The following is a 25,595-nucleotide window of genomic DNA, read 5'->3' as shown; positions in this document are numbered from 1 at the left end:
CGCACGACCACGAGAACTACAGAACCGAGAACACCACGATGAAAGGAAACGTCTCATGACTGAACTACCCCTCGCAGGGATCAAGGTGATCGACTTCACCGGCGTGCAGGCCGGCCCGGCCTGCACCCAGATGCTGGCCTGGTTTGGCGCCGACGTGCTGAAGGTCGAACGACCCGCCGGAGGTGACGTCACGCGAAACCAGTTGCGCGACATCCCCGACGTCGACGCCCTGTACTTCACGATGCTCAACAGCAACAAGCGTTCGCTGGCGATCGACACGAAGTCACCCGAGGGCCTCGAGGTGATGGAGAAGCTGGTTCGCGGCGCCGACGTGCTGGTCGAGAACTTCGCCCCCGGTGCGATGGACCGGATGGGCCTGTCCTGGGACAAGCTGCAGGAGTGGAACCCACGCCTGATCTTCGGCTCGGTCAAGGGCTTCAACGACGACTCTTCGTACACCGACCTCAAGGTCTACGAGAACGTCGCCCAGTGTGCCGGCGGTGCTGCGTCGACCACCGGCTTCTGGGACGGCCCGCCGACCGTCAGCGGCGCCGCCCTCGGTGACAGCAACACCGGCATGCACCTGCTCATCGGCATCCTGACCGCGATCATCCAGCGCGACAAGACCGGCAAGGGCCAGAAGGTCTCGGCGTCGATGCAGGACTCGGTACTGAACCTTTGCCGCGTCAAGCTGCGTGACCAGCAGCGCCTGGAAGCCGTTGGCTACCTCGAGGAGTACCCGCAGTACCCGAACGGCGAGTTCAGTGACGCCGTGCCCCGCGGTGGCAACGCCGGCGGCGGTGGCCAGCCCGGCTGGGTGGTCAAGTGCAAGGGCTGGGAGACCGACCCCAACGCCTACATCTACTTCACCATCCAGGAGCAGAACTGGAAGCGCACCGCCGAGGCCATCGGGCACCCCGAATGGGTCGAGGACGAGGGCTACAGCACCGCTCGCGCCCGCCAGGACAAGATCTTCGAGATCTTCGGCGAGATCGAGAAGTGGCTGGCTGACAAGACCAAGTGGGAAGCGGTCGACGTGCTGCGCGCGTGGGAGGTGCCGTGCGCGCCGGTGATGTCCATGAAGGACCTCGCCAACGACCAGACGCTGCGCACGAGCGGAAGCATCGTCGAGGTGGATCAGAAGGGCCGCGGCACCTTCCTCACCGTGGGCAGCCCGATCAAGTTCTCGTCGTTCAAGCCCGAGATCGTGGGTGCTCCGCTGCTCGGCGAGCACACCGACGAGGTGCTGACCCAGTTGGGCTACGACGCCGACGCGATCGAGGACTTCCACCGCAAGAAGATCGTCGTCTAGAGCGCAGGATTGCCGCCCCGGATTCGGGGCGGCAATCCCGTTCTGTCCCCTCACACGTTTGGGAGCACGCATGACCACCACCGAACCGCAGCCCGGCCGCACCGTCACCGAGGTGGTCACCGACACCGTCGCGGCCCTGGAAGGGCAGCGTGGCGCTCTGCTCCCGATCCTGCATGCGATCCAGGAAACGCTGGGATGTGTTCCCCGCGAGGCAGTCCCGGTGCTCGCCGAACGACTCAACCTCTCGCGCGCCGACGTTCACGGCGTCGTCACCTTCTATCACGACTTCCGCGCCGAGCCCGCGGGACGCACGACGGTCAAGATCTGCCGCGCGGAGGCGTGTCAGGCCGTCGGCAGCAGTCGACTGGTCGACCACGTTCGGGACCGCTACGGAATGGAACTGGGCGAGACCCGCAGCGACGGTGCCTTGACGGTGGATCAGGTGTTCTGCCTCGGCAACTGCGCGCTGGGCCCCACCGTGCAGGTCGGCGCCCGGCTGCACGGCCGAGTCGACGCGGCGAAGTTGACCCAACTCATCGACTCGGCGATCGCCTCGTGAGCCCGGTGACCCCGTCGGTGACGGTGTACGTGCCCGGTGACTCGGCGGCCAGGTCCGTCGGCGCCGACGACGTGGCCGAGGCCGTGCTGAGGGCGGGTGCGCGCGTCGGGCAGCCAGTGCACCTGGTGCGCAACGGAACACGCGGCATGCTCTGGCTGGAACCGCTGATCGAGGTGGTCACTCCGGAGGGCCGGATCGGATACGGGCCCGTCGAAGCCGCCGACGTCGACGGCCTGGTGGACGCAGGCCTGTTCAGCGGCGGAGAGCATCCCACGCGCGTCGGCGTCGTCGACGACCTCCCGTGGATGACCAGCCAGGACCGACTCACCTTCGCCCGCGTCGGCGTCGTCGACCCGCTGTCGCCCGAGGACTTCCTCACGCACGGCGGCCTCCGTGGCCTCCGCCGGGCACTGGAGATGAGCCCCGACGAGGTCGTCGAGGAGATGACCGCCTCCGGTCTCCGCGGCCGCGGCGGCGCGGGCTTCCCGGCCGGGATCAAGTGGAAGACCGTCCTCGGCTGCGACGAGGCGCTGAAGTTCGTGTGCTGCAACGCCGACGAGGGCGACAGCGGCACCTTTGCCGACCGGATGGTGATGGAGGGCGATCCGTTCCTGCTCGTCGAGGGCATGGCGATCGCCGCCCACGCGGTCGGCGCGACGGAGGGCTTCGTCTACATCCGGTCGGAGTATCCGGCCGCCGTCGCCACGATGCGCGCCGCGATCGAGATCGCCACGTGGCACGGCTGGCTCGGCGACGGCGTGCTCGGCACCTCGCTGAACTTCTCGCTGCAGGTGCGCGTTGGCGGCGGCGCCTACATCTGCGGCGAGGAAACCTCCATGCTGGAGAGCCTCGAGGGCAAGCGCGGCGAGGTCCGCGCCAAGCCGCCGATCCCCGCCATCCACGGACTGTTCGGTAAGCCGACGCTGGTCAACAACGTCCTCACGCTGACCAGCGTGCCCGCCATCCTCGCCGACGGGGCCACGGCATTCCAGGCACTCGGTGTCGAACGATCAAGGGGCACACAGGTGTTCCAACTCGGCGGCAACATCCGCCGCGGCGGTGTCGTCGAGAAGGCCTTCGGCGTCACCCTCGGCGAGTTGGTCGAGCACTACGGCGGCGGTACGCGCACGGGGCGTCCCGTGCGCGCCGTCCAGGTCGGCGGCCCGCTCGGCGCCTACGTGCCGCCGTCGGACTTCGGCCTCCGGATGGACTACGAGGAATTCGCGGCTGCCGGTGCCATGGTCGGTCACGGCGGTGTGGTCGTCTTCGACGACACCGTCGACATGGCGGCGCAGGCGCGGTTCGCGATGGAGTTCTGCGCGGCGGAGTCATGCGGCAAGTGCACCCCGTGCCGGATCGGCTCGACGCGGGGCGTGGAGGTCATCGACCGCATCGTGGCGGGCGAGAACCCCGACGAGAATCTGGCGCTGCTCGAAGACCTCTGCGAGGTCATGACCGAAGGCTCCCTGTGCGCCATGGGCGGTCTCACCCCACTGCCGGTACGGAGCGCACTCGCGCACTTCGCCGGCGACTTCCTCGAACCGAGGATCCAACCTCGGCGGCCACTACCGCTGAGCACGGCCCAACGGACGGACGCGACATGAGCTTGAACACCGAACGAGACCTCGGCACACCGGCATTGGACGGACCTGCGACGGTCGGCGTCGAGGTCGACGGTCAGCGGGTGCTGGTGCCGGAGGGAACGTCGGTGATGCGGGCGGCCGCCATCGCGGGCATCGACGTGCCCAAGCTGTGCGCCACCGACTCCCTCGACGCGTTCGGCTCCTGCCGCCTCTGCCTGGTCGAGATCGACGGCAGGCGGGGGACGCCCGCGTCGTGCACCACCCCGGTCGCCGACGGCATGGTCGTGCACACGCAGACCCCGAAGGTCGCGAAGCTGCGCGAGAGCGTCATGGAGCTCTACATCTCCGATCACCCGCTGGACTGCCTGACGTGTCCGGCCAACGGTGACTGCGAGCTGCAGGACATGGCGGGCGTCGTCGGTCTGCGCCAGGTGCGCTACGGGCAGGACGGCGCGAATCACGGTGACGCCGAGATCGACCACAGCAATCCGTATTTCGACTTCGACCCGTCCAAGTGCATCTCCTGCTCGCGATGCGTGCGGGCGTGCGGCGAGATCCAGGGCACGTTCGCGCTGACCATCGAGGGCCGCGGGTTCGCCTCCAAGGTCTCCCCGGGGGCCGGCGAGACGTTCATGGACTCCGAGTGCGTGTCGTGCGGTGCCTGCGTGCAGGCCTGCCCGACGTCGACCCTGCAGGAGAAGTCGGTCGTCGAGCTCGGTGTGCCGACCCGGTCGGTGACGACGACGTGCGCGTACTGCGGGGTTGGCTGCTCATTCAAGGCCGAGCTGCGGGGCGACGAGGTGGTGCGGATGGTGCCGCTCAAGGACGGCGGCGCCAACGACGGCCACTCCTGCGTCAAGGGGCGGTTCGCGTTCGGCTACGCCTCGCATCCCGACCGGGCCCTCAAACCCATGCTGCGGGAGAAGATCACCGATCCCTGGCGGGAGGTCGAGTGGGACGAGGCCATCGACGCCGTCGCGCGCGGGATGCTCGAGGTGAAGCGCAACCACGGGCCGGGGTCGATCGGCGCGATCACCTCGTCGCGTTGCACCAACGAAGAGGTCTACGTCGTGCAGAAGATGGTGCGCGCCGCGTTCGGCAACAACAACGTCGACACGTGCGCACGCGTGTGCCACTCGCCGACCGGGTACGGGCTCAAGCAGACCTTTGGGGAATCGGCTGGCACGCAGGACTTCAAGTCGGTTGCCAGCGCCGACGTCATCATGGTCATCGGCGCGAACCCGACCGACGGACATCCCGTGTTCGCCTCCCGCATGAAGCAGCGGCTGCGCCAGGGCGCCCGCCTGATCGTCGCCGATCCCCGGCGCATCGACTTGGTGCGCTCACCGCACATCGCCGCGGACCACCACCTGCAACTGCAGCCGGGTACCAACGTGGCCATCGTCAACGCGATGTCGCACGTCGTGGTCACCGAGGGTCTCGTCGACCAGGACTTCGTCGCGGCGCGGTGCGAGGGCTTCGACGACTGGGCGCGGTTCATCGCCAGTGAGGAGCACAGCCCGGAGGCCGTCGAAGCCATCACCGGCGTGCCCGCCGCCGAGGTGCGCGCCGCCGCACGGCTTTACGCGACCGGTGGCAACGGAGCGATCTACTACGGGCTCGGCGTCACCGAGCACAGCCAGGGCTCCACGATGGTGATGGGGATGGCTAACCTCGCCATGGCGTGCGGCAACATCGGCCGCGACGGCGTCGGCGTCAACCCGCTGCGAGGTCAGAACAACGTCCAGGGCTCGTGCGACATGGGTTCCTTCCCACACGAACTCACCGGCTACCGGCACGTGTCCGACGACGCCGCCCGCAAGATCTTCGAGGACCTGTGGGGGACGACGCTGCAGTCCGAACCGGGACTGCGGATCCCCAACATGTTCGACTCCGCGCTGGAGGGCACGTTCCGCGCACTGTTCGTCCACGGCGAGGACATCGCCCAGTCCGATCCCAACTTTCACCACGTGTCGGCCGCGCTGGGAGCCATGGACCTCGTCGTCGTGCAGGATCTGTTCCTCAACGAGACGTCCAAGTTCGCCCACGTCTTCCTGCCGGGGGCGTCGTTCCTGGAGAAGGACGGCACCTTCACCAATGCCGAGCGGCGCATCAATCGCGTTCGGTCGGTGATGAAGCCCAAGAACGGAAAGCACGAATGGGCGATCGTCTGCGAGATCGCCACCGCCATGGGTTATCCCATGCACTATGACCATCCCTCGGAGATCATGGACGAAATCGCCGCCGTGACACCGACGTTTGCCGGGGTGTCGTTCGACAAGCTCGACCGGGTCGGCAGCATCCAGTGGCCGTGCGACGATCAGGCGCCGCTTGGTACGCCGATCATGCACGCGGACTCCTTCACGAGGGGCCTCGGCCGGTTCGTGCCGACTCCGTTCGTGCCGACCAGCGAGCGCAGCACCCGGAAGTACCCGTTGGTCTTGACCACGGGCCGAATCCTCAGTCAGTACAACGTCGGCGCGCAGACCCGTCGCACCGCGAACGTGGCCTGGCACGCCGAGGACGTCCTGGAAATCCATCCCCACGACGCCGAAGTGCGGGGAATCCTCGACGGCTCCCGCGTGACGCTGACCAGTCGGGTGGGGGAGACCGCCCTGCACGCCAAGCTCTCCGAGCGCATGCCGACGGGCGTGGTCTACACCACCTTCCATCACCCGATCTCGGGAACGAACGTCCTCACCACGGAGAACTCCGACTGGGCAACCAACTGCCCGGAGTACAAGGTGACAGCGGTCCAGGTCTCGCTGGCCCGATCGGTGGTTGCCACCGATGCCGGCGGTGCCGCCGAATTGATCGGCGCTACAGCGAAACTCGTGGATTAGGGGTGGTGTGATGTCCGGATCGGAGTTCACCGAGGTTCGGCTGGTCAACGACATCCTCGCCAACCTGTCGTACCTGTCCGACGACGAGGCGGCGAGCGCGCTCGCCGGTCACATCGAACGGTTCTGGGATCCGCGGATGACGGGTCGACTGCGGGAGCGGGTCACCGCCGACGCGGCGTCGGTCAGTACGGTCGTCGTGGCCGCGGTGGCGCAGCTGAGCTGACGTCCCCGCCCCCCGCGTCAGCGACGCCGGGGGGCCGCGGGCACGCAGGCGAGGCTCTGGGCTCCGACGCCCTCGTGGTCGACGCCGCGCCAGAAGTCGGCGTCGTAGCAGGCATCTGAGATCTGCACCATCTCCACGGTGGCCGAACGCGTCGTCGACGCGGTGTGCTCGTGCAGGGCGGCGAGGTCGATCTCGAGCCTGTCGATGCCGTTGCGGATCTGCCGGGCGTCGTTGGCCACGCGGCGCATGGCCGTCTCGTGGCCGTGGATTGCCTCCAACGCGGCCACGCAGCGCAGGGTCTCTTGGATCAACCGGTGCAGTTCCTCGACGGTGGTCGTGGCGTTCATGGGTTCTCCTTCAATGGTTTTCGGCATGTCAGCGGGGCAGGCCGAGGACGGGTAGGCCGGGGCGGTGCAGAAGGCGCGTCATGACGGCCGCGCCGAGGCTGACCACGCCCGCGACGAGGAAGGCGATCGGCAGGTGCTGCGTCGCGATGAGCAGTGCGGGCAGCCCAATTCCGATGACGCCGCCAAACAGCTTGGCGCTGTAGACGGCACCGAAGTTGCGGACCGCACTTGGCTCACCGAAGTAGTCCGCGACGAGGCTGGCGACCAGCGGGTAGAAGGCGCCGCCGGCAAGACCGCTCAATGCCGCGAACCCGATGAAGGCGACCGGTACGGCCGTCGATGCCGAGTAGACGAGGCCCAGCTGCGCACTGCCCTGGATGAGAAGCGCCACGCTGAGTGTCTGCCGCCGCCCGAGTCGGTCCGACAGCCGGCCTGCGATGCTGCGGCCAGTGCCGTTGACGATCGCTAGCAGGCCGACGGCGAGCGCGGCGACGGAGAGTGAAAACCCTTGGTAAATGGCAAGAATGGGCACGTAGACGGCGGTCAGGAGGGAGGCCGCCGCGGCGATCACCATGATCAGGTACATCACCAGGAAGGCGGGGGTACGGATGGCCTCGGAGGGGGAGTACTGGCGGATCGCGGTGACGTTGTTGCCCAGGCTGCGGTTGAGCGTCTTGTCGACCGCCCACTGCCTTGGGTCGATGTCCAGCGGCCACCATCCCGCCGGTGGGTCTTGCAAGAGGGCGCCGGCCTGGGCAACCACGACGAGCATGACGACACCCACCGCGAGGAAGACCGGGGTGCGGTTGTCGGGGGTGAGAATGGCGGCGAACACGGCGATGAAGGGCACGGCGCCGCAACCGATTGCGCCGGTGACGAGGCCGACCCTGGCGGCGCGCTTCTCCGGATACCACTTGGCGACGGTGGCCGTGCACGTGGCGTAGACGATGCCCGCGCCGATGCCCGACAGCACCGAGTAGCCGACGATTGCGAGTGCGAAGTCGTCGGTCAGGGCGACGGTGAGTGGGCCCGCGGCGCACAGCACTGCCCCGACCGGGACGGCGCGCCCTGGGGAGAGGGCGAAGCGGTGACTCAGGACAGCGGTGGGAGCGGCGGCGCCGGCCTGGAAGACGACCCAGAGCGCGAGGATGCAGAGCGCGCCGGTGAGGCTGCCCCCTCCGGTGACGTGCAGTGCGGTCAGCGCGACGCCGAAGCCGTATTGCAGAACGCCGATGCACGCCATGGCAATCCACGCGAATACGAGCATCCAGGTGCGGGAGCAGCCGATCAGGTCTTCGGGGCGTTCGCCGACGCGGTAGGAGCGGCCGCGGTGGTCGCGTACTTCAGCCACGGTGGGTGGGGCATCGGCTACCGGCATGGCTGACTCCTAATTGCATACAGTATGCCGTTAGATTAACGTGATGTGCGTCACGTGTCCAGGGATGCGCCGACCCGACGTGACGCCACGTCGTGAAACTGGAAGAGAGGACGTCACATGGGCCGCGTCACCAGCAGATACCGGGTGCTCCGTCTCGACGACGGCGTCGGTGCCCATCGACCAGACAGCCTGGCCGCCGAGGAACCGCTGGAGATTCGCGTCGGAGGCCGACCCCTGACGGTCACCATGCGAACACCCGGCGACGACTTCGATCTGGCCCGCGGTTTCCTGGTCAGTGAGGGTGTCGTGACGTCCGCCGAAGACGTCACCGCGATTCGGTACTGCGCCGGCGCAACCGTCGGGGGAGCCAACACCTACAACGTGGTCGACGTACTCCTCGACGACGCCGTCCCCGCTCCCGACGCGTCGCTCGAACGCAACTTCTACACGACGTCGTCGTGCGGGGTGTGCGGAAAGGCCAGTCTGGACGCGGTGCGGACGGTCAGCCGGTGGTCGGTCGACGCGGACCCCGTGCGGCTGAGCGCGACGACGATCTCGACCTTGCCGGACACGCTGCGCGCCGCCCAGCGCGTGTTCGACCGGACGGGGGGCCTGCACGCCGCGGGCCTGTTCGACGCCGACGGCACGCTGTCCTGCGTGCGCGAGGACGTCGGTCGCCACAACGCGGTCGACAAGGTGATCGGCTGGGCGGTGGGCCAGGGTCGCCTTCCGCTGACGGGCATGACGCTGATGGTGAGCGGTCGGGCGTCCTTCGAGTTGGTGCAGAAGGCGGTGATGGCCGGCGTACCGGCGCTGGCGGCGGTGTCGGCGCCGTCGTCCCTTGCGGTCGACCTGGCCAGGGAGATGGGGCTGACGCTGGTCGGCTTCCTCCGCGGCACGACGATGAATGTCTACTCGGGGGAGCAGCGCTTCGGCGCCGTCGTGCCCGGCTCGGATCGGCCTGCGGTGCGGTCTGCGGGCTGAGCCCTGCTCAATCCTGGTCGGCCTTGGCCATCCGCTCGGTGTGGTAGACCTCGCGGGTCCGCTCGGTGTGCCGGTGCATGATGTCGGTCGCCCTGGTGACGTCGCCCGCGGCGATCGCGGTGATCAACTCCGCGTGCTCACTCCACGCGTCCTGGCCGCGGGGTTGCGCGATGGGCAGGTAGTACCAACGCCACTTGCGTTCGACGAGACCGATGTGCTCGGCCAACACCTTGTTGCCCGCGAGTGTGGTGATCGCGGCGTGCAGCGCCGCGTTTGCCGCGACGAGTCCCTCGGAGTCGTTGGCGGCCAACGCATTCAGGCCGTCCTGCTGCAGTTCCCACAGCCGGTTGACGTCCTCGGGTGTGGCACGTGAGGCGGCCAGGCCCGCCGAGTGGGTCTCCAGCACCGTGCGTACCGCGAGAAGCTGGTCTACCTCCTCCTCGGAGGGAATGTGGACGAACGCACCCTGGGCGGGACGGAGCTCGATCCAGCCGTCGGCCTGCAGCCGCTGGAGGGCCTCCCGGACCGGCTGGCGGCTCACCCCGAGGTATTCGGCGAGTTCTGCCTCGACGAGGTGACGGCCACGCTCCAGGGTGCCCTGCACGATCAATTCGATGATGGCGTCGTACACGGCCTGGCGCAGGGGAGCGGGGCGCAACACCCGTGGCGAGGAGTCGTCGGCCAGCATGGCGGACCGCGAGGAGGTCTTGCGTTTGCTGGCTGGGAACGGGTGTGACATGGCGGGTGACTCCTTGACCGTGGTGGCGGTGCTCATCCTACAGGTTTTCGTATGCAAAGAACCGGTGGCGAGACCGTCGCCACATATCTTTCAGGCACCGAATCCCCCGGTCCTGAGACGCCAAACCGGGCGCGGCGGAGTCCTTGGAGCCTCTGCCGCGCCCGGGGCGCTGTTTCCTACCCGGTACCCACCCGGGTGCTAGTCCAGCGCGAGTGACGCCGTCGCTTCCCGGTCCTTGCTTCCCGGTTGGTCGGTCGGCGTGGTGGTTCGTTCCGACACCGGCAGTTTGGGCTGACGGAGGAACAGCGTGATGAAGGCACAGGCGATGCCGACGGAGCCGGCGATGACGAACGCCGTGCCGTAGCCCCAGTTGCTGACCACGACGGACCCGAGACCGGCGCCCACCAGGCCCGAGATGACCTTGGAGCTGTAGACCAGGCCGTAGTTGGTCGCGTTGTTGTTCTCTCCGAAGTAGTCGGCGGTCATCGCCGCGAACAGCGGGAAGATGGCGCCGCCGCCGAAGCCCGAGACCATCGAGGCCAGCAGGAACAGCGGCATGCTGCCGATGGACCCCGAGAAGAACACTGCGAACTGGGCCGCTCCGAGCACGAGGCAGACGATGACGAGCGTCTCCCGACGGCCGTACCGGTCGGAGATCCAGCCGATGACGCCGCGGCCGGTGCCGTTGATGATGGCCTTGAGGCTCATCGCCAGCGCCACGATGCCACCGGCGAAGCCCATCTCCTTGCCGAACGGCACCTGCATGGCGATGCCGAAGATGTTGATGCCTGCGGTGCACAGCAGGACGAACCACATCAGCGGCAGGATGCCGGTCTTGACTGCCTCCATCGGCGTGTACTGCTTCTTCGCCGGCGGATTCTTCCGCAGTGCCCTGGCGATCCGCGGATCGGTGCTGGCGCCGAGCGGGTCGACGTGCGCAGGCCACCAGTTCTTCGGCGGGTCCTTGAAGAAGAAGCCGCTGACGGCGACCAGGCTTGCGAGCAAGACACCGGTGGCGAACAGGATCCCGGTGTAATTGCTGACGTCCATGTAGGAGGTGAAGATGAAGATGAAGGGCACCGACCCGTAGGCGAACCCGCCGTTGACGAACCCGGTCTTGCCGCCCTTGCGCTCGGGGTACCACTTGCCGACCATGTTCACGCAGGTGGCGTAGACGAAGCCGGCGGCGGCACCGCCGAAGAAGCCGAATCCCACGTAGGCCCAGAACACGTTGGGCGCGAAGGCGAGCGCCACGTAGCCCATCAGGGAACCGGCGCCGCCCAACATCATCGCGGCGCGCGCCGAGAGCTTGCCGCTCTCCCGCAGTCGGCCCGCCGGGAAGGCGACCGCTGCCTGGAAGAACACCCAGACGCCCAGCAGCCAGAAGATGTGCGAGCCGTGCCAGCCGTGTGCGTCGGCCAGCGTGTCTTCAGCCGAGGTGAACGCGTACTCCGAGGAGCTGATCGCCATCATGGAAAGCCACGGCAGCCACACCATCCACACCCTGGACCGTCCCAGGATGTCGCGGTCGGTTTCGCCGATCCGGTACACCCGGCCGTTTTCATCGACGACCTCGCGGTACGCCGGCTGAGCTGTGGTCATGCTGCTCGAACCCCCTGGCTCCATGTCGAGGCAGTGGTGGGTTCGGCCGATCGCCGACTCGGCGGGATCACCACTGACCACGCTCGATGCTTGCTGAATATTGCATACAGGTACATGTGTAACACCAATCACTCGGGAATGGGATAGTGACTACGGTCACACCGGACGGTATACTACATACAATTCTGAGCGCAACCATGAATTCTCCTGGGAATCTGCTGGAGATCCTGAGACGCCCCGCCGGTCGACGTCAGTTAGCCGTGCTGAGCACCTGTAATGCGGTTCCCGAAAGCCGTTGACAATGACGAAGATTCGCCGTCGGACCGGAGCGTAGGCGGGCGACGGGCCTGGGCATGGGCCGGCGCCGAGGCGGTGGCGGAGGTCTTGGCAGTGCCGCATCGCAGTGGCCGTCCAGGGGCAAAACTCGCCGAAACATAGACAGATGTTGTTACTTGGGACAGACTCTTGGTCTAACGCATACGGTATGCAATCCGAGTAGTCGCCTCCACCGTCCCTCTCGTTCAATGGACGCGCCGGGTTCCGGAGGGCTCACACGCCGACGCGCGGAAAGGGATGACGACCATGAATGAGACCACCACTGTCGTGGACGATCCGGCTCTGACACCGAAATCGCCTGAGGGCAAGGCGTTGTCGGGAGTGCGCGTCCTGGACATGACCCACGTCCAGTCCGGGCCGTCGGCCACCCAGCTGCTCGCCTGGCTGGGGGCCGACGTCATCAAGCTGGAGGCGCCCAAGGGCGGCGACGTCACCCGCAGCCAGTTGCGCGACCTCCCCGGCGCCGACAGCCTCTACTTCACGATGCTCAACTGCAACAAGCGCAGCATCACCGTGAACATGAAGAGCGACGAGGGCAAGCAGATCTTCGTCGACCTCGTCTCACGCGTGGACATCCTCGTCGAGAACTATGGTCCGGGGGTCGTCGACCGCTTCGGGTTCCCCTGGGAGCGACTCCAAGAGATCAATCCCGCGTTGATCTACGCCTCCATCAAGGGATTCGGCCCGGGCAAGTACTTCAACTTCAAGGCCTACGAGGTCATCGCCCAAGCCATGGGCGGGTCGATGGCCACCACGGGTTTCGAGCACGGGCCGCCCACCGCGACCGGCGCACAGATCGGCGACTCGGGCACCGGCATTCACTTGGTCACCGGGATCCTCGCCGCGCTCTATCAGCGCACCAACACCGGCCGAGGCCAGCGGGTCGAGGTGGCGATGCAGGACGCCGTGCTGAACCTATGCCGGGTGAAGCTGCGGGATCAGCAGCGGCTCGCACACGGTCCCCTTCCGGAGTACCCGAACGAGCACTTCTCCGACGAGGTCCCGCGATCGGGCAACGCCTCCGGTGGCGGACAGCCCGGATGGGCGGTCCGCACCAGCGGCGGCGGCCCCAACGACTACATCTACGTCATCATCCAGCCTCAGGTGTGGGCACCGTTGGCGGTTCTCATCGGACGGCCGGAGCTGGCCGACCATCCCGACTGGGCCAAGCCCGAGGACCGTCTCGACAAGTTGGACAAGGTCTTCGCCCTCATCGAGGACTGGTCAGCGGAACACACCAAATGGCAAGCGCTGACGGCACTCAACGCCCTCGGCATCCCGTGCGGTCCCGTGCTGGGGACCAAGGAGCTCATCGAGGACGAAACCTTGGCCGAGCTCGGCTCGATCGTCACCGTCGAGCACCCGGAGCGGGGATCGTTCAAGACCGTCGGCTCTCCACTGCGGCTGTCGGACTCCCCGGTCGACATCGTCAGGTCCCCGATGCTCGGCGAGCACACGGACTCGATCTGTGCGGAGCTCGGCTATTCACCGGATCAGCTCGAGCTGTTCAGGAGCGTCGGAGCCATCTGAGGATGCCGACTCGAGAGCGAAGGGTGAGGGTGCCCATGAGTTGAACCGGCTAGCCGGCACGGCAGGTGTCGTGCTTCTTCAACGGTCGCCACGAGTCGCTTGGTGCCTACGACCGCGAGGTCGAACGGTTTGCGACGCCGCGCCGTGTCTTTGGCGTGCGCGCCTGATCGCCTGCGCGGGGACCCACCCCCGCGTGGTGCACGAAGGGCCCGCCCGAAATGTCCGTCGCGAAAACCCAACGCGAGACGGCACCGAGGGGCGAGCCTGTACCCACCGTGAGAAAGAGAATGAACGATGTCCTCAACGCTCGCAAGTTATCGCGAGGTCACCGACGCCAACAACCGCGTCTATCGGATCGGGGAGACCGACCACCAGCTACTGGGACGGTCCAGGGCCTGGATGGTCTGGCTGCCCTGGGCTGCCATGATGGCCGTCAGCGTCTACGAGTACGGGTACGGCGCCGCTCAGGCCGCCGTCCGTGAAGCCCACGGCTGGACCATGGGTGAGACGTTCTGGCTGCTCTCCATCTGGGCGTTCTTCCAGGCGTTGATCGCCTATCCCGCCGGAAAGCTGCGTGAGAAGGGCGTCGTCTCGGCGCGCGCCGCCATGCTCGTGGGCGCGGTGCTCTCGGCGGTCGGCTTCACGAGCCTCACCCAGGACAGCATCGTGTTCGCCTTCCTCGGCTTCGCGCTCTGTGGCGGCGTCGGCGCTGGTCTCGTCTACGCGACGTGCATCAACATCGTCGGCAAGTGGTATCCCGAACGGCGCGGCGGCAAGACCGGTTTCGTCAACGGCGGGTTCGCCTACGGCGCCGTTCCGTTCATCTTCATCTTCAGCTACGCCCTGCACCCGAGCACCTACGTCTGGGTCCTCGACCTCGTCGGCGTCTACATGCTGATCGTCGTAGCGGCCTGCGGGATGTTCTTCAGGGATCCGCCGAAGAACTGGTGGCCCGCCGACGTCGACCCCGTGGAATGGGCCGACAGCAAGAAGGGCGCGGCCAGCCTCAAGCGCAATCCTCCTGCGGTGCGGCAGTACTCGCCGATGGAGGCCATCAAGACCGGCATGCTGCCGCTGATGTGGCTCTCCCTCGGAATCAGTGCGGGTGTCTCGCTCTTCGGCATCAGCTACATGGTTCCCTTCGCCAAGGAACTGGGCTTCGGCCCGCTGATCGCCGCGGCCTCGGCCGGTGTCCTGTCCGTCGTCAACGGCACCGGTCGCACTTTGACCGGCTTCATCTCCGACCGACTGGGCCGCAAGCAGACCCTGCTCATCGTGCTGTTGGTCTCGGCGGTGGCGCTGGTCGGCCTGCTCTACGCGGGCGAGGCACAGAACGAGATTGCGTTCCTGTGCTTCGCGTTCCTGGTGGGATTCGGTGGTGGTGCCTTCTACCCGATGTTCGCCTCGCTGACTCCGGACTACTTCGGGGAGAACAACAACGCGAGCAACTACGGACTCATCTACAGCTCCAAGCTGCTGGGGTCCGTGGTGGGCATCGGTGTCGGCGCCAGCGTGATCGACGCCTGGGGTTACAGCGGCGCCTACTGGCTGGCCGCCGCGAGCGCGCTGGTCTCCGCCGGCCTCGCGCTCTTCCTGCGGCAGCCGGGCCGAACCGGGCAACCCACCGTCGCGCCGAACGCGACGACGGCGTCGGCGAAGGTGCCTGCCTCGGCGGCTGACTGACCGGCGACGCCGAATGGCCGAGGGGATCACCGCGTGGGTGATCCCCTCGGTCGCGTCGTCGGCCGTGGGGGTTGAATGAACGTCGCGACGTGAAACCAGCGTGCCGCCGAGCGGAATGGCCGACGAGCCGAGCCGGGGAGGGAGGGCCTGTCAATGGCCGAGGAGACTTCGCAGGCGCGGGGTGGTGTTCAATCGGTCGAGCGCGCCTTCGAGCTTCTGGAAATCCTCGCGGCCGCGGGCCCGTCCATCGCGTTCGGAGACTTGGCGGCCCGGGCCGGTCTGCCCCAACCGACGATTCACCGGCTGGTGCGGACCCTCCTCAACCTGGGCTATGTGCGGCAGCTGCCCAATCGGCACTATGCGTTGGGCCCCAAGCTTATTCGACTCGGGGAGAGCGCGGCCCGCTTGATCGGAACGTGGTCGCGCCCCCATTTGGCCGGGCTGGTGGAACGCACGGGTGAGAGCGCGAACATGGCGGTAGTCGACGGCGACATGGCGGTGTACGTCGCCCAGGTGCCCTCACCGCACTCCATGCGGATGTTCACCGAGGTCGGGCGGCGCGTGCACCTGCACTCCACCGGGGTCGGCAAGGCGCTGCTGATGCAACTACCCGACGACGCGATCCTCGCGCTGCTCCAGCGCACCGGGATGCCCGCGGCGAGCGCGAACACCCACACCACCGCACCGTCGCTCATGCGCGACCTCGAACTGAGCCGCGTCCGTGGTTACGCCGTCGACGAGGGCGAGCAGGAGATCGGCGTCCGCTGCTTCGCGGTCCCGGTACCCGACGCGCCGACGTTGACGGCGATCTCGGTGTCGGGACCGGGGTCGCGCCTGACGCTGACGTCGGGGACGACGGTGACGCCACTGCTCAAGCGGGTGGCCCGCGACTTGGGAGCGGAATACGAAGGGGAGGCGGCTGGTTAGCCGCCTCCCCGTCGATCCGCTGTCGGCTCAGTCGAGCATGAGTGCGGCGGCCGTCGGTGCGTCGGAGAGGGTTTCGGCGAGATCGTTGAATTCGACGACGTTGTCGAGTTCGGTTCCCATCGCGATGTTGGTGACCTTCTCAAGGAAGATCTCGACGATCACGGGCACCTTGTGCTCGTGGGCCAGGCGCTGCGCCCGCTCGAGTGCCGGGCCGATGTCGCCCGGTTCGACGACCTGAATGGCCTTGCAGCCCAGCCCTTCCGCGACCCGCAGGTGGTCGACCCCGTAGCCCTTGGGCACGTCGCTGTCGGTCTCCTGGGAGTTGATGTTGTCGAACGCCAACGACACGCAGTAGTCCATGTCGAACCCGCGCTGCGCCTGCCGGATCAACCCGAGGTAGGAGTTGTTCACCAGGACGTGAACATACGGCAGGTTGAACTGGGCGCCGACGGCCAATTCCTCGATGAGGAACTGGAAGTCGTAGTCGCCGGAGAGTCCGACCACGGTGGCGGACGGGTCCGAGGCGACCACGCCGAGTGCGGCGGGAATGGTCCATCCCAGCGGGCCGGCCTGACCACAGTTGATCCAGTTCCGTGGTTTGAACACCTGAAGGAACTGACCGCCTGCGATCTGCGACAGACCGATCGCCGTGACGTAGCGGGCGTCGCGGCCGAAGACGCGGTTCATCTCCTCGTAGACCCGCTGCGGCTTGATCGGGACGTCGTCGAAGTGCGTCTTGCGGTGCATCGTCCGCTTGCGCTCCTGGCAATCCTGGACCCAGCCGGTCCACGTCGGCAGGGTGCCCGCGCTCGTCCTCGCCTTGGCGGCTGCCACCAGCTGCTCGAGTGCGGGCTTGGCGTCGGACACGATGCCGAGGTCGGGGGAGAAGACCCGGCCTATCTGGGTGGCCTCGATGTCGACGTGGACGAATCGCTTTCCCTTGCGGTACGTCTCGAGCCCGCCGGTGTGTCGATTGGCCCAGCGGTTGCCGATGCCCAGCACGAAGTCCGAGGCGAGCATGGTGGCGTTGCCGTAGCGGTGGGCGGTCTGCAACCCCGCCATCCCGGCTGCAAGCCGGTGGTCGTCGGGGATCGTGCCCCAGCCCATCAGGGTCGGAATCACGGGGATGTCCAGGGTCTCGGCCAACTCGACGAGCAGATCGCTGGCGTCGGCGTTGATGATGCCGCCGCCGGCGACGATGAGTGGCCGCTCGGCGGTCACCAGCATGTCGAGCACCTTCTCCGCCTGGCCGCGGGTCGCCGCCGGCTTGTACAGGGGCAGCGGCTGATAGGCCTCGGGGTCGAAGTCGATCTCGGCGAGCTGGACGTCGATGGGCAGGTCGATGAGGACCGGACCGGGGCGACCGGAACGCATCAGGTGAAACGCCTTGGCGAAGGCGCCGGGCACCTGGCCGGGTTCCAGGACGGTCATCGCCATCTTGGTCACCGGCGCGGCGATGGCGCTGATGTCCACGGCCTGGAAGTCCTCCTTGTGCAGCCTGGCGACGGGCGCCTGGCCGGTGATCGCCAGGATGGGGATGGAATCGGCTGAGGCGGAGTACAACCCGGTGATCATGTCGGTACCGGCAGGCCCGGACGTACCGATGCAGATGCCGATGTTGCCGGCCGCTGCCCGGGTGTAGCCCTCGGCCATGTGGCTGGCGCCCTCCACGTGCCTGGCGAGGATGTGCTTGATCCCACCGTGGGCGCGCATGGCCGAGTAGAACGGGTTGATCGCCGCTCCCGGCAGCCCGAAGGCCTGTGTCGCGCCTTCGATCTCGAGGATTCTCACGGCCGCGTCGACCGTCCGCATGCGGGTCACTTCGACGCCTCGGCCTTCGTGCCGGACAGCCGCTCCACGCCCAACAACAATGCGGAGTGGTCAAGGCCGCCGTCACCGTTGGCGATCGCCGACGCCATCAACTGTGCGACGACGGCGCCGAGCGGGATGACGACCCCGGCCTCGCGTGCCGCCGAGGTGACGATGCCCATGTCCTTGTGGTGCAGCGCGATTCGGAAGCCGGGATCGAAGTTACCGGACAACATCTTCGGTGCCTTCTGGTTGAGCACCGCCGATCCCGCCAGGCCGCCGCCGAGCACCTCGACCGCGGCGTCGATGTCCACTCCGTAGGCGCGCAGGAAGGTGATGGCCTCGGCCAACAGTTCGATGTTGCCCGCCACGATCAGCTGGTTCGCGGCCTTGACAGTCTGTCCGGCGCCGCTGGGTCCGACGTGGGCGATGGTCTTGCCGACGACGTCGAAGATTGGCTTGGCCGAGGCGAAGTCGGCGTCGGTGCCGCCGACCATGATGGACAGGGTGGCGTTGACGGCGCCGGGCTCACCGCCGGAGACCGGTGCGTCGACGATGCGCAGGCCGCGTTCGGCTGCGGTCTTGGCCAGCTCGGCGGTGACGTCGGGCCGGATCGAGGAGAAGTCGATCACCAGGGTGCCTGGTTGGGCGTTGGCGAACACGCCGTCCTCAGGGAGCAACACGGCTTGGACGTCGGGGGAGTCGGGGACCATGATCGCCACCACGTCTGCGTTCTTGACGGTCTGCTCGATGGAGTCGGCGGCCGACCCGCCCGCGGCGACCAAGGCCTGCATGCGTTCCTCGGAGCGGTCGTATCCGATGACGGTGTAGCCGGCTGTCACCAGGTGGCGGGCCATCGGGCCGCCCATGATGCCCAGTCCGATGAATCCGATGGTGCTCACGAGATCCTCGTTTCCTGTTGCTGCGAAAGGGTTTCGATGTTCACTGCGTTGGCGCCGCGCTCGTCGCGGGGAAGCCAGTCGAAGGTGTCGGGACGGGTGGCCTTGTATTCCAGTCCGAGGTAGCCGGCGTATCCGCCGTCGGCGAGCTCGTGCAACTGGCGGGCGAGGGCCACGCCGCCGGTGCCCGGTTCTCCGCGCCCGGGGGCGTCGGCGATCTGTACGTGCCCGATGCGGCTGCCGTGGTCGCGGATGACGGCCGAGGTGTCGTCGCCGTTGACGTCGAGGTGGTAGAGATCGGCGAGCAAGCGCAGGTTGGTGGTGCCGCTCTCGGCGTGCACCCGGTCGATGACGCCGATGGCGTCCGCGGCCGTCTTGATCGGGTAGCGCGGGGCGCCGCTGACCGGCTCCACCAGCACGATGGCACCGATGCGGTCGGCCGCCGCCGCGGCGAAGGCCAGGTTGTCGGCGGCGACGTCGTCCTGAGTGGCTGGGGTGAACGCGTCGTCGCGGTTGCCGTACAGGGCGTTGAAGGCGCGGGTTCCGAGGGTGTCGGCGATGTCGACCGCGACGGCGACGTTGTCCTGAAAGGCTTTCTGCAGTGCGGGATTCGACACGATCCCGCGATCGCCGGCCGGCATGTCCCCCGCGGCGAAGTTGAGGCCGGTCAGTTGCACGCCAGCGTCCTGAATGGCCCGGATGAATGCCGTGACCTCGGCGTCGGTCGGCGTCGGGGTGGCGAACGGCCACCAGAACTCGACGGCTGAGAAGCCGGCGTCTCTGGCGGCGGCAGGCCGATCCAGCAGCGGGAGGTCGGTCAGCAAAATCGAGCAGTTGACGGTGTAGGTGGCCTTCACGACGGCATGCCCTTCGTTGATGCGGAGCGGCGTGGATTCATTCCGCAATGCGGAATGGAACTCTCACTAGAGAACTTGAGTGAACGCCCGCCGGATTCGCTTGTCAAGAATTCTGGGGCCGCGATACCGAGTGTCAATTGGTCGATAAACGCCGTGAATCACGTTGCGTTGCAGGGATTTCTGGCGCAGAAGGCGGCAAGGGGAGCGGGCGGGTCGGTCGCGTCGGCCACCGACCAGCACGACGCCCGACGGGCGCGCCGTAGACCCACGTGCCCCCACGGGCTAGTCTTGCATACAATATCCGGTTCATGCAGTCCGACCCCGACGGGAGCCCAGGGCGTGCCCACTCTGCTGGTCCACCACGATGCCTTCGCCAACCACCAGACGTCGGCGGGTCACCCCGAGCGGCCCGATCGCTACCGCGCGGTGCAGTCGGCCCTCGGGCAGTCGCGGTTCGACGACCTGATCCGCGAGGAGGCTCAGCTCGGCGCCCTCGACGCGACGCGCTACGTGCACACCGACGCCTACGTCGACGCCTTGGAAGGCGCGCGTCCGGCGGACGGTTTCGTCTATCTCGACGGCGGCGACACCATGATGGAACCGTCGACGTGGGAGGTCGTCCTGCGGGGCGTCGGCGGCACGATCCAAGCCGTCGACCAGGTCATGTCGGGGGGTGTGCAGAACGCCTTCGTCGCTTGCCGCCCGCCGGGGCACCATGCCGAAACCGACCGAGCCATGGGCTTTTGTCTGTTCAACAACATCGGCATCGGCGCCCGCCACGCCCAGCTCAAGCACGGGTTGACCAGGGTCGCGATCGTGGACTTCGACGTCCACCACGGCAACGGCACGCAGGAGATCTTCTACTCCGATTCCGACGTGCTGTACGCCTCCACGCACCAGATGCCGTGGTTCCCCGGCACCGGCGAAGTCCGCGAGACGGGCGTCGGGAACGTCTTCAACACCCCGCTGTCCGCCGGCGACGGTGGTGCCGAACTGCGCGCGGCGTTCACCGACCGGATCCTGCCCGCCCTCGACGCGTTCTCACCCGAACTCGTCATCGTCTCAGCGGGTTTCGACGCCCACGAACGTGATCCGCTCGGCTCGCTGTGCATGACCGCCGACGACTTTGCCTGGGTGACCCGCGAGCTGATGGTGGCCGCCGAGCGGCACTGCGACGGTCGCCTGGTGTCGGTGTTGGAAGGCGGCTACGACCTCCAGGGGCTCAGGGAGTCCGTCGGCGCGCACGTCGCCGAGTTGATGCGCGGCTGAGCGTCAGCGCCCCATCGCGGGCAGCTCGGCCGATTCCGCCGGCGCGGTCGCGTCGACCTGCTCCGCAGGAATCAGCCGGACGAAGACGCCCTTCGAGGTGGGCGTGTTGCTGGTGTCGGCGACGCTGTCCAGTGGGACGAGTACGTTGGTCTCGGGATAGTAGGACGCCGCCGACCCGCGTGCCGACGGGTACGACACGATGCGAAAGTCCTTCGCGCGCCTGACGATTCCGTCCTCCCACGTACTGGCCAGGTCCACCATCTGACGGTCGGCCAGGCCGAGCGCCTCGATGTCGGCCGGGTTGACCAGCACGACGCGTCGCCCGTTGTGGATGCCGCGGTAGCGGTCGTTGAGGGCGTACGGCACGGTGTTCCACTGGTCGTGGGACCGCATGGTCTGCAGGACCAGATGCCCATCGGGTACCTGGAGCCGATCGAACGTGTTGCTGGTGAAGACGGCCTTGCCCGACGGGGTGGGGTAGCGGTGTTCGTTGACCGGGTTGGGCAACCGGAAGCCGCCCGGCTCGCGGACCCGTGCGTTGAAGTCCTGGAAATCCGGCACGACGCGCGAAATCCGTTCGCGGATAAGGTCGTAATCGGCTTCGAAGCTCTCCCACGGAATCGTCGACTCCGCGCCGAGGGTGCGGCGGGCCAGCCGCGAGACGATGGCCACCTCGCTCAGCAAGTGCTCCGACGCGGGGTGCAGACGACCGTGCGACTGGTGGACGATGCTCATCGAGTCCTCCACCGTGACGAACTGCTCGCCGGTGAGCTGTTCGTCGCGGTCACTGCGGCCGAGCGTCGGGAGGATGAGCGCGGTGTCTCCGCACACGGCGTGGGACAGGTTGAGCTTCGTCGACACGTGCGCGGTCAGGCGGCACTTGCGCATCGCAGCCTCGGTCTGGTCGCTGTCCGGCGTCGCCCGCGCGAAGTTCCCCGCGAAGCCCATGAAGAACTTCGCCTTGCCGTCGCGCATGGCGCGGATCGCGTCCACCGCGTCCAGCCCGTGTTGGCGTGGCGGGGTGAAGTCGAACTCGCGGCCGAGGGCGTCGAGGAACGGCTGCGGCATCCGCTCCCAGATGCCCATGGTCCGGTCGCCCTGGACGTTGCTGTGCCCGCGGACCGGGCAGACGCCTGCTCCCGGGCGGCCCAGGTTGCCGCGCAACATGAGGAAGTTGACGATCTCGCGGACCGTGGCGACGCCGTGCTTCTGCTGCGTGACGCCCATCGCCCAGCACACGATGATCTTCTTGCTCGCGAGCACGCGGTCGACGACCTGGTCGATCTCCTCGCGCGACAGCCCGGTCGCGGAAAGGATGTCCTCCCAGTCGATCCGACGGGTGTGCTCGGCGAACTCGGCGAAGCCGGTGGTGTCACTGGCGATGAAGTCGTGGTCGAGCACGGTGCCCGGATTGGCGTCCTCCGCGGCGAGAAGCAGTGCGTTGATCGCCTGGAAGAGGGCGAGGTCGCCGCCGGGCTTGATGTGCAGGAACTGGTCGGCGATCGTGGTCCCGCGGCCGACGATGCCCCTGGCCTTCTGCGGGTTCTTGAAGCGGATCAGCCCGGCCTCGGGGAGCGGGTTGACGGCGATGACGTGGCCGCCGTTGCGCTTGGTCTCCTCGAGGGAGGAGAGCATTCGCGGCATGTTGGTGCCGGGGTTGATGCCGACGGCGAAGATCAGATCGGATTCTTCGATGTCGTCGAGGCTGACGCTGCCCTTGCCGATGCCGAGGGTTTCGCCGAGTCCCGAACCGCTGGATTCGTGGCACATGTTGCTGCAGTCGGGGAGGTTGTTGGTGCCGAGGCTGCGGGCGAACAGCTGCAGCAGGAACGCGGCCTCGTTGCTCAGCCGGCCAGAGGTGTAGAACAGCGACTCGTCGGGGGAGTCGAGACCACGCAGCTCGTCGGCCAGGAGGTCGAATGCGTCGTCCCAGCCGATCGGCTCGTAGTGATCCGAGCCGGGGCGCTTCACCATCGGCTCGGTCAGGCGGCCCTGATCGTTGAGCCACATGTCGGACTTGGTCGCGAGGACCGAGACGGGGTGCTCACGGAAGAAGTCTCGGGTGATCCGCCGCGTGGTCGCCTCGTCGTTGACGTGCTTGGCGCCGTTTTCGCAGTACTCGCTGAAGTGTCGCTTGCTCGGTTCCGGCCATGCGCAGCCAGGGCAGTCGACGCCGTTGGCCTGGTTGATGGTCAGCAGGTTGAGTGCGGTGCGCCGCAGCGACGTGTGCCCGAGCGAGAACTCCAGCGCGTGCATCACGGCGGGCACTCCGGTGGCCCACTTCTGAGGTGCCTTGACGGTGAGGTCGTCCTCGCCTGCGGTCATCTCGTCGGGGTCCTTCCTTGGGGCTGCTGGTGAGCGTCCGCCGGGTACGTCTCCAGGCGACCGTCACCAAAATACAGTATGCAATCTGGCTTCACCGCAAGACGGGAGAGGCTTGAGGAAGGACGTGCGGGGTTCCGGGACGCGTCGCGCCAGGGGGTGGACGTCAGGGGCGCTGGGTCGCTGATCCGCCACCGTCGACGAGGGCCTGCAGACCGCGGTCCCACCTGCGGTCCTTGGCACGACCGACGGCCGTGCGGAGCATCGCCACGGCGATGCCGATCATTGCGGCGAATCCCAGCCAGAGGATCGCGGCGGTACCCATCGAGTCGACCCGCGCGTCGGCGTCGGTCTGCGGAGGAGTGGTCACCTTGCCTGCGTCGTCGAGCCAGATGCGGACCGGTTGTCCGGCCCTGACGGGTTGCTCGACCTTCGAGTAGTCCTCGTGTGCGACGTTCTGGGCGGTCCAGCGCACGTGCGCCACGAACGACGCGGACGTGGCCGATTCGACCTGGGTCGGGTCGGCGGTGCTGTCGCTCAGAGCGATGGCCTGGACCTGGTGTCGGGTGGCCGCCTCGGCGGCGATGGTCTTGGCCCGCTCGGCGTACCCCAGTTGACCGAGGGACATCGCCGGGGCGATGGCGGCGACCATAGCCACGACTGCCAAGATGAGGCCCCACGCTTGTATGCGATCCGCTCCGCGAAGCAGCGGGCCACGACCGAACGCACACTTCGCCCACGCCCGGATGGGGGTCATGGTCACCGGCGACGGCTGGGTGCCGTGGTCCGCGGCGCTCGTATACATAAACCCATGTTCCCGCAACATGCCCGGTCGACGCTAGGGGCAAGAGCGCGACATCTCTCACATGGGTGTTACGTCACATTCGTCGTCGTCGGTCGACCGGGCCGGCGAACGTCGGCCAGCCAACCGGGACACGCCGCCGACCACCAGGGTCAGCGCGGCCGCGACGACGAACGAGAAGATTGAGGCGCTCATCCACGGCTGCGCGACGAAGCCGATGGCCTCCGCCAGCCTGCCCCAGGCATGCGCCCACCAGTCGACCTGGCCGGGGTAGATCAGTTGGTAGGTGACGAAGCCCAGTATCCACGGCGCCAGCATCATCCAGCGCGAGGCCGAATCCGACGTCAGGTCCCATCCACGCCGACCGGAGAAGCAGTAGTAGTCGATGGTGAGCACCGCGAACAGGGGCACGAACACCGAACCGATCAGTGACAGGAAGCTGGCGTAGCCGTAGATGTTGACTCCGAGTGCGAGCACGGTGATGAGGACGCCGACCGTGACCGCGATGTAGCGACGGTCCCAGCGGGGCCGCACGTTTTGCGTCGACACGGTGGCCGAGTAGACGTTGGCGAACGACTGGTCCATCTCCCGGATGGCGAGCACGGCGAAGGCCAGCCCTCCGAGGGGGACGGCGATGAACGCGGCGAAGATCTGGTCCCCGTCGGCGGCCACGGTGACGAGCGCCAACAGGCCAAGCGCGTAGCAGGCGATCTGTGTCAGGCCGTAGCCGAAGAAGGCGCCGGTGAACGCCGCCGCCGAGCTGCGGGAGTGCCGGGCGTAGTCCGCGGCCATCGGCACCCAGGACACCGCCACCGCCACGGTGGTGTCGATGCCGATGCTGAACCCCGACCACGTCCCCTCGGTCAGCGGCGGCAGCGGCTTGGCCAGCAGTTGAAAGAACAAGTACGCCAACGCGACCACCACGGCGACGGTGACGTACTTGCGGAGAACGCGGACCGCGCCGAGCGGATACAGCGACAGCCCGGTCGTGATGACGCCACCCACGACGACGAATATCCACTGCGGCACCGCAGGGAGCACGGTGGCGGCCGCCGTCGCGATGGTGACCAATTCGAAGGTGCCCCACCCGACCATCTGCACGATGTTGAGCACCGTCGGCAGGTAGGACACCCGCGTGCCGAGCAGGCCGCGCAGCAGCACCATCGCCGGCGCACCGGTCTGCGCACCGGGTATCGCCGACGCCGCGATCGCGGCCGCACCGAGCACCGTGCCGACGACGGTGGCCAGCAGCGCCGCCATCAGCGACAGCTGCGGTGTGCCGGGTCCGCCAGGCTGCAGAACGACTGCCGCGCCGGTGAATCCGAGCAGGCTCACCCCAAGGTTGCCCCACAGACCCAACTGGTCGAACACCCCCAGTACGCGGGGGGCGGGCTCGATCAGGGTGGGCGGGACCTCGCCTGCCGAACCACGCGGGCCGGATGGACGCAAACGGCGTACGACGATGGACATCGAAACTCACTCTCCCTACGCCGGCATTACCCGGTCAGGTTCAAGCGGTCGGTGGCTCGACAGCCACCCTCTCAGCCCGGTATCTCCGAGCTCCCGCGTTCTAGCCCCGAAAATGTAGCGC

Annotated in this window: 20 protein-coding genes and 1 riboswitch; of the genes, 10 read left to right on the top strand and 10 right to left on the bottom strand. The window is 67.5% G+C overall.

Features of this window, described 5'->3' with window-relative positions; translation table 11 throughout:
• Window positions 1-55: 55 nt before the first annotated feature.
• The 5 genes from frc (ASD37_RS22515) (at window position 56) to ASD37_RS22495 (ending at window position 6,520) form a co-directional block, all read left to right on the top strand.
• Window positions 56-1,312, top strand: a complete 1,257-nt coding sequence (frc, locus tag ASD37_RS22515; RefSeq protein ID WP_056556721.1) for a formyl-CoA transferase — start codon at window positions 56-58, stop codon at window positions 1,310-1,312.
• Between the two features lie 70 nt (window positions 1,313-1,382).
• Complete coding sequence (locus ASD37_RS22510; RefSeq protein ID WP_082570335.1) at window positions 1,383-1,871, top strand: formate dehydrogenase subunit gamma; 489 nt, start codon at window positions 1,383-1,385, stop codon at window positions 1,869-1,871.
• Entirely contained in the window at window positions 1,868-3,475 is a 1,608-nt protein-coding gene (locus tag ASD37_RS22505; protein ID WP_235568508.1) for an NADH-quinone oxidoreductase subunit NuoF, read from the top strand. The genes ASD37_RS22510 and ASD37_RS22505 overlap by 4 nt, the downstream gene beginning before the upstream one ends.
• Window positions 3,472-6,297, top strand: coding sequence for a formate dehydrogenase subunit alpha (gene fdhF, locus ASD37_RS22500; RefSeq protein WP_056556718.1), 2,826 nt, complete (start codon window positions 3,472-3,474; stop codon window positions 6,295-6,297). The genes ASD37_RS22505 and fdhF overlap by 4 nt, the downstream gene beginning before the upstream one ends.
• 10 nt (window positions 6,298-6,307) lie before the next feature.
• On the top strand, window positions 6,308-6,520 hold the full coding sequence (locus ASD37_RS22495) for a formate dehydrogenase subunit delta (RefSeq protein WP_056557524.1): 213 nt from the start codon (window positions 6,308-6,310) through the stop codon (window positions 6,518-6,520).
• Between the two features lie 17 nt (window positions 6,521-6,537).
• On the opposite strand, the gene ASD37_RS22490 is transcribed toward ASD37_RS22495, so the two are convergent.
• Window positions 6,538-6,867 (bottom strand): hypothetical protein, encoded by a 330-nt coding sequence (locus ASD37_RS22490; RefSeq protein WP_056556715.1) that lies wholly within the window; start codon window positions 6,865-6,867, stop codon window positions 6,538-6,540.
• 28 nt (window positions 6,868-6,895) lie between these two features.
• Window positions 6,896-8,245 (bottom strand): OFA family MFS transporter, encoded by a 1,350-nt coding sequence (locus ASD37_RS22485; protein ID WP_056556713.1) that lies wholly within the window; start codon window positions 8,243-8,245, stop codon window positions 6,896-6,898.
• 117 nt (window positions 8,246-8,362) lie between these two features.
• Here ASD37_RS22485 and fdhD point away from each other — a divergent pair, with 117 nt between their 5' ends.
• The gene (fdhD, locus tag ASD37_RS22480; RefSeq protein WP_056556709.1) at window positions 8,363-9,229 is read left to right on the top strand and encodes a formate dehydrogenase accessory sulfurtransferase FdhD; all 867 of its coding nucleotides are present in this window, start codon (window positions 8,363-8,365) and stop codon (window positions 9,227-9,229) included.
• 7 nt (window positions 9,230-9,236) lie between these two features.
• On the opposite strand, the gene ASD37_RS22475 is transcribed toward fdhD, so the two are convergent.
• Window positions 9,237-10,004 (bottom strand): GntR family transcriptional regulator, encoded by a 768-nt coding sequence (locus tag ASD37_RS22475; RefSeq protein WP_304438727.1) that lies wholly within the window; start codon window positions 10,002-10,004, stop codon window positions 9,237-9,239.
• Window positions 10,005-10,166: 162 nt separating this feature from the next.
• Window positions 10,167-11,570 (bottom strand): OFA family MFS transporter, encoded by a 1,404-nt coding sequence (locus ASD37_RS22470; protein WP_056557520.1) that lies wholly within the window; start codon window positions 11,568-11,570, stop codon window positions 10,167-10,169.
• A 582-nt stretch (window positions 11,571-12,152) separates the two neighbouring features.
• Between ASD37_RS22470 and frc (ASD37_RS22465) the strand changes: the two genes are divergently transcribed.
• From frc (ASD37_RS22465) to ASD37_RS22455, 3 genes are all read left to right on the top strand, one after another.
• Complete coding sequence (frc, locus tag ASD37_RS22465; protein ID WP_056557518.1) at window positions 12,153-13,436, top strand: formyl-CoA transferase; 1,284 nt, start codon at window positions 12,153-12,155, stop codon at window positions 13,434-13,436.
• A gap of 294 nt (window positions 13,437-13,730) precedes the next feature.
• Complete coding sequence (locus ASD37_RS22460) at window positions 13,731-15,119, top strand: OFA family MFS transporter (RefSeq protein ID WP_056556706.1); 1,389 nt, start codon at window positions 13,731-13,733, stop codon at window positions 15,117-15,119.
• A gap of 153 nt (window positions 15,120-15,272) precedes the next feature.
• Window positions 15,273-16,046, top strand: a complete 774-nt coding sequence (locus ASD37_RS22455; RefSeq protein WP_056556703.1) for an IclR family transcriptional regulator — start codon at window positions 15,273-15,275, stop codon at window positions 16,044-16,046.
• 27 nt (window positions 16,047-16,073) lie between these two features.
• On the opposite strand, the gene gcl is transcribed toward ASD37_RS22455, so the two are convergent.
• The 3 genes from gcl to ASD37_RS22440 are packed head-to-tail and all read right to left on the bottom strand — an operon-like array spanning window position 16,074 to window position 19,659.
• Complete coding sequence (gene gcl / locus ASD37_RS22450; protein WP_370073086.1) at window positions 16,074-17,858, bottom strand: glyoxylate carboligase; 1,785 nt, start codon at window positions 17,856-17,858, stop codon at window positions 16,074-16,076.
• A gap of 5 nt (window positions 17,859-17,863) precedes the next feature.
• Window positions 17,864-18,757, bottom strand: coding sequence for a 2-hydroxy-3-oxopropionate reductase (locus tag ASD37_RS22445; RefSeq protein ID WP_056556696.1), 894 nt, complete (start codon window positions 18,755-18,757; stop codon window positions 17,864-17,866).
• Complete coding sequence (locus ASD37_RS22440; RefSeq protein ID WP_235568507.1) at window positions 18,754-19,659, bottom strand: hydroxypyruvate isomerase family protein; 906 nt, start codon at window positions 19,657-19,659, stop codon at window positions 18,754-18,756. The genes ASD37_RS22445 and ASD37_RS22440 overlap by 4 nt, the downstream gene beginning before the upstream one ends.
• 291 nt (window positions 19,660-19,950) lie before the next feature.
• On the opposite strand from ASD37_RS22440, the gene ASD37_RS22435 reads away from it, so the two are divergent.
• A complete protein-coding gene (locus tag ASD37_RS22435; RefSeq protein WP_056556690.1) occupies window positions 19,951-20,880 on the top strand; it encodes a histone deacetylase family protein in 930 nt (309 codons plus the stop codon).
• Between the two features lie 3 nt (window positions 20,881-20,883).
• Here ASD37_RS22435 and ASD37_RS22430 read toward each other — a convergent pair whose 3' ends face one another.
• The 3 genes from ASD37_RS22430 to ASD37_RS22420 form a co-directional block, all read right to left on the bottom strand.
• Window positions 20,884-23,205 (bottom strand): FdhF/YdeP family oxidoreductase, encoded by a 2,322-nt coding sequence (locus ASD37_RS22430; protein ID WP_056556687.1) that lies wholly within the window; start codon window positions 23,203-23,205, stop codon window positions 20,884-20,886.
• A gap of 163 nt (window positions 23,206-23,368) precedes the next feature.
• Entirely contained in the window at window positions 23,369-23,860 is a 492-nt protein-coding gene (locus ASD37_RS22425) for a hypothetical protein (RefSeq protein ID WP_156721026.1), read from the bottom strand.
• A gap of 204 nt (window positions 23,861-24,064) precedes the next feature.
• Window positions 24,065-25,474: a cytosine permease gene (locus tag ASD37_RS22420; protein WP_056556681.1), complete on the bottom strand. Its 1,410-nt coding sequence runs from the start codon at window positions 25,472-25,474 to the stop codon at window positions 24,065-24,067.
• Window positions 25,470-25,581: riboswitch (TPP riboswitch) on the bottom strand. (Overlaps the previous gene by 5 nt.)
• Between the last annotated feature and the right edge of the window lie 14 nt (window positions 25,582-25,595).

Source organism: Mycobacterium sp. Root135 (assembly GCF_001426545.1).
In the GTDB taxonomy this organism is placed as follows: Bacteria; Actinomycetota; Actinomycetes; order Mycobacteriales; family Mycobacteriaceae; genus Mycobacterium.
This window is presented reverse-complemented; position numbering and strand designations above follow the sequence as displayed.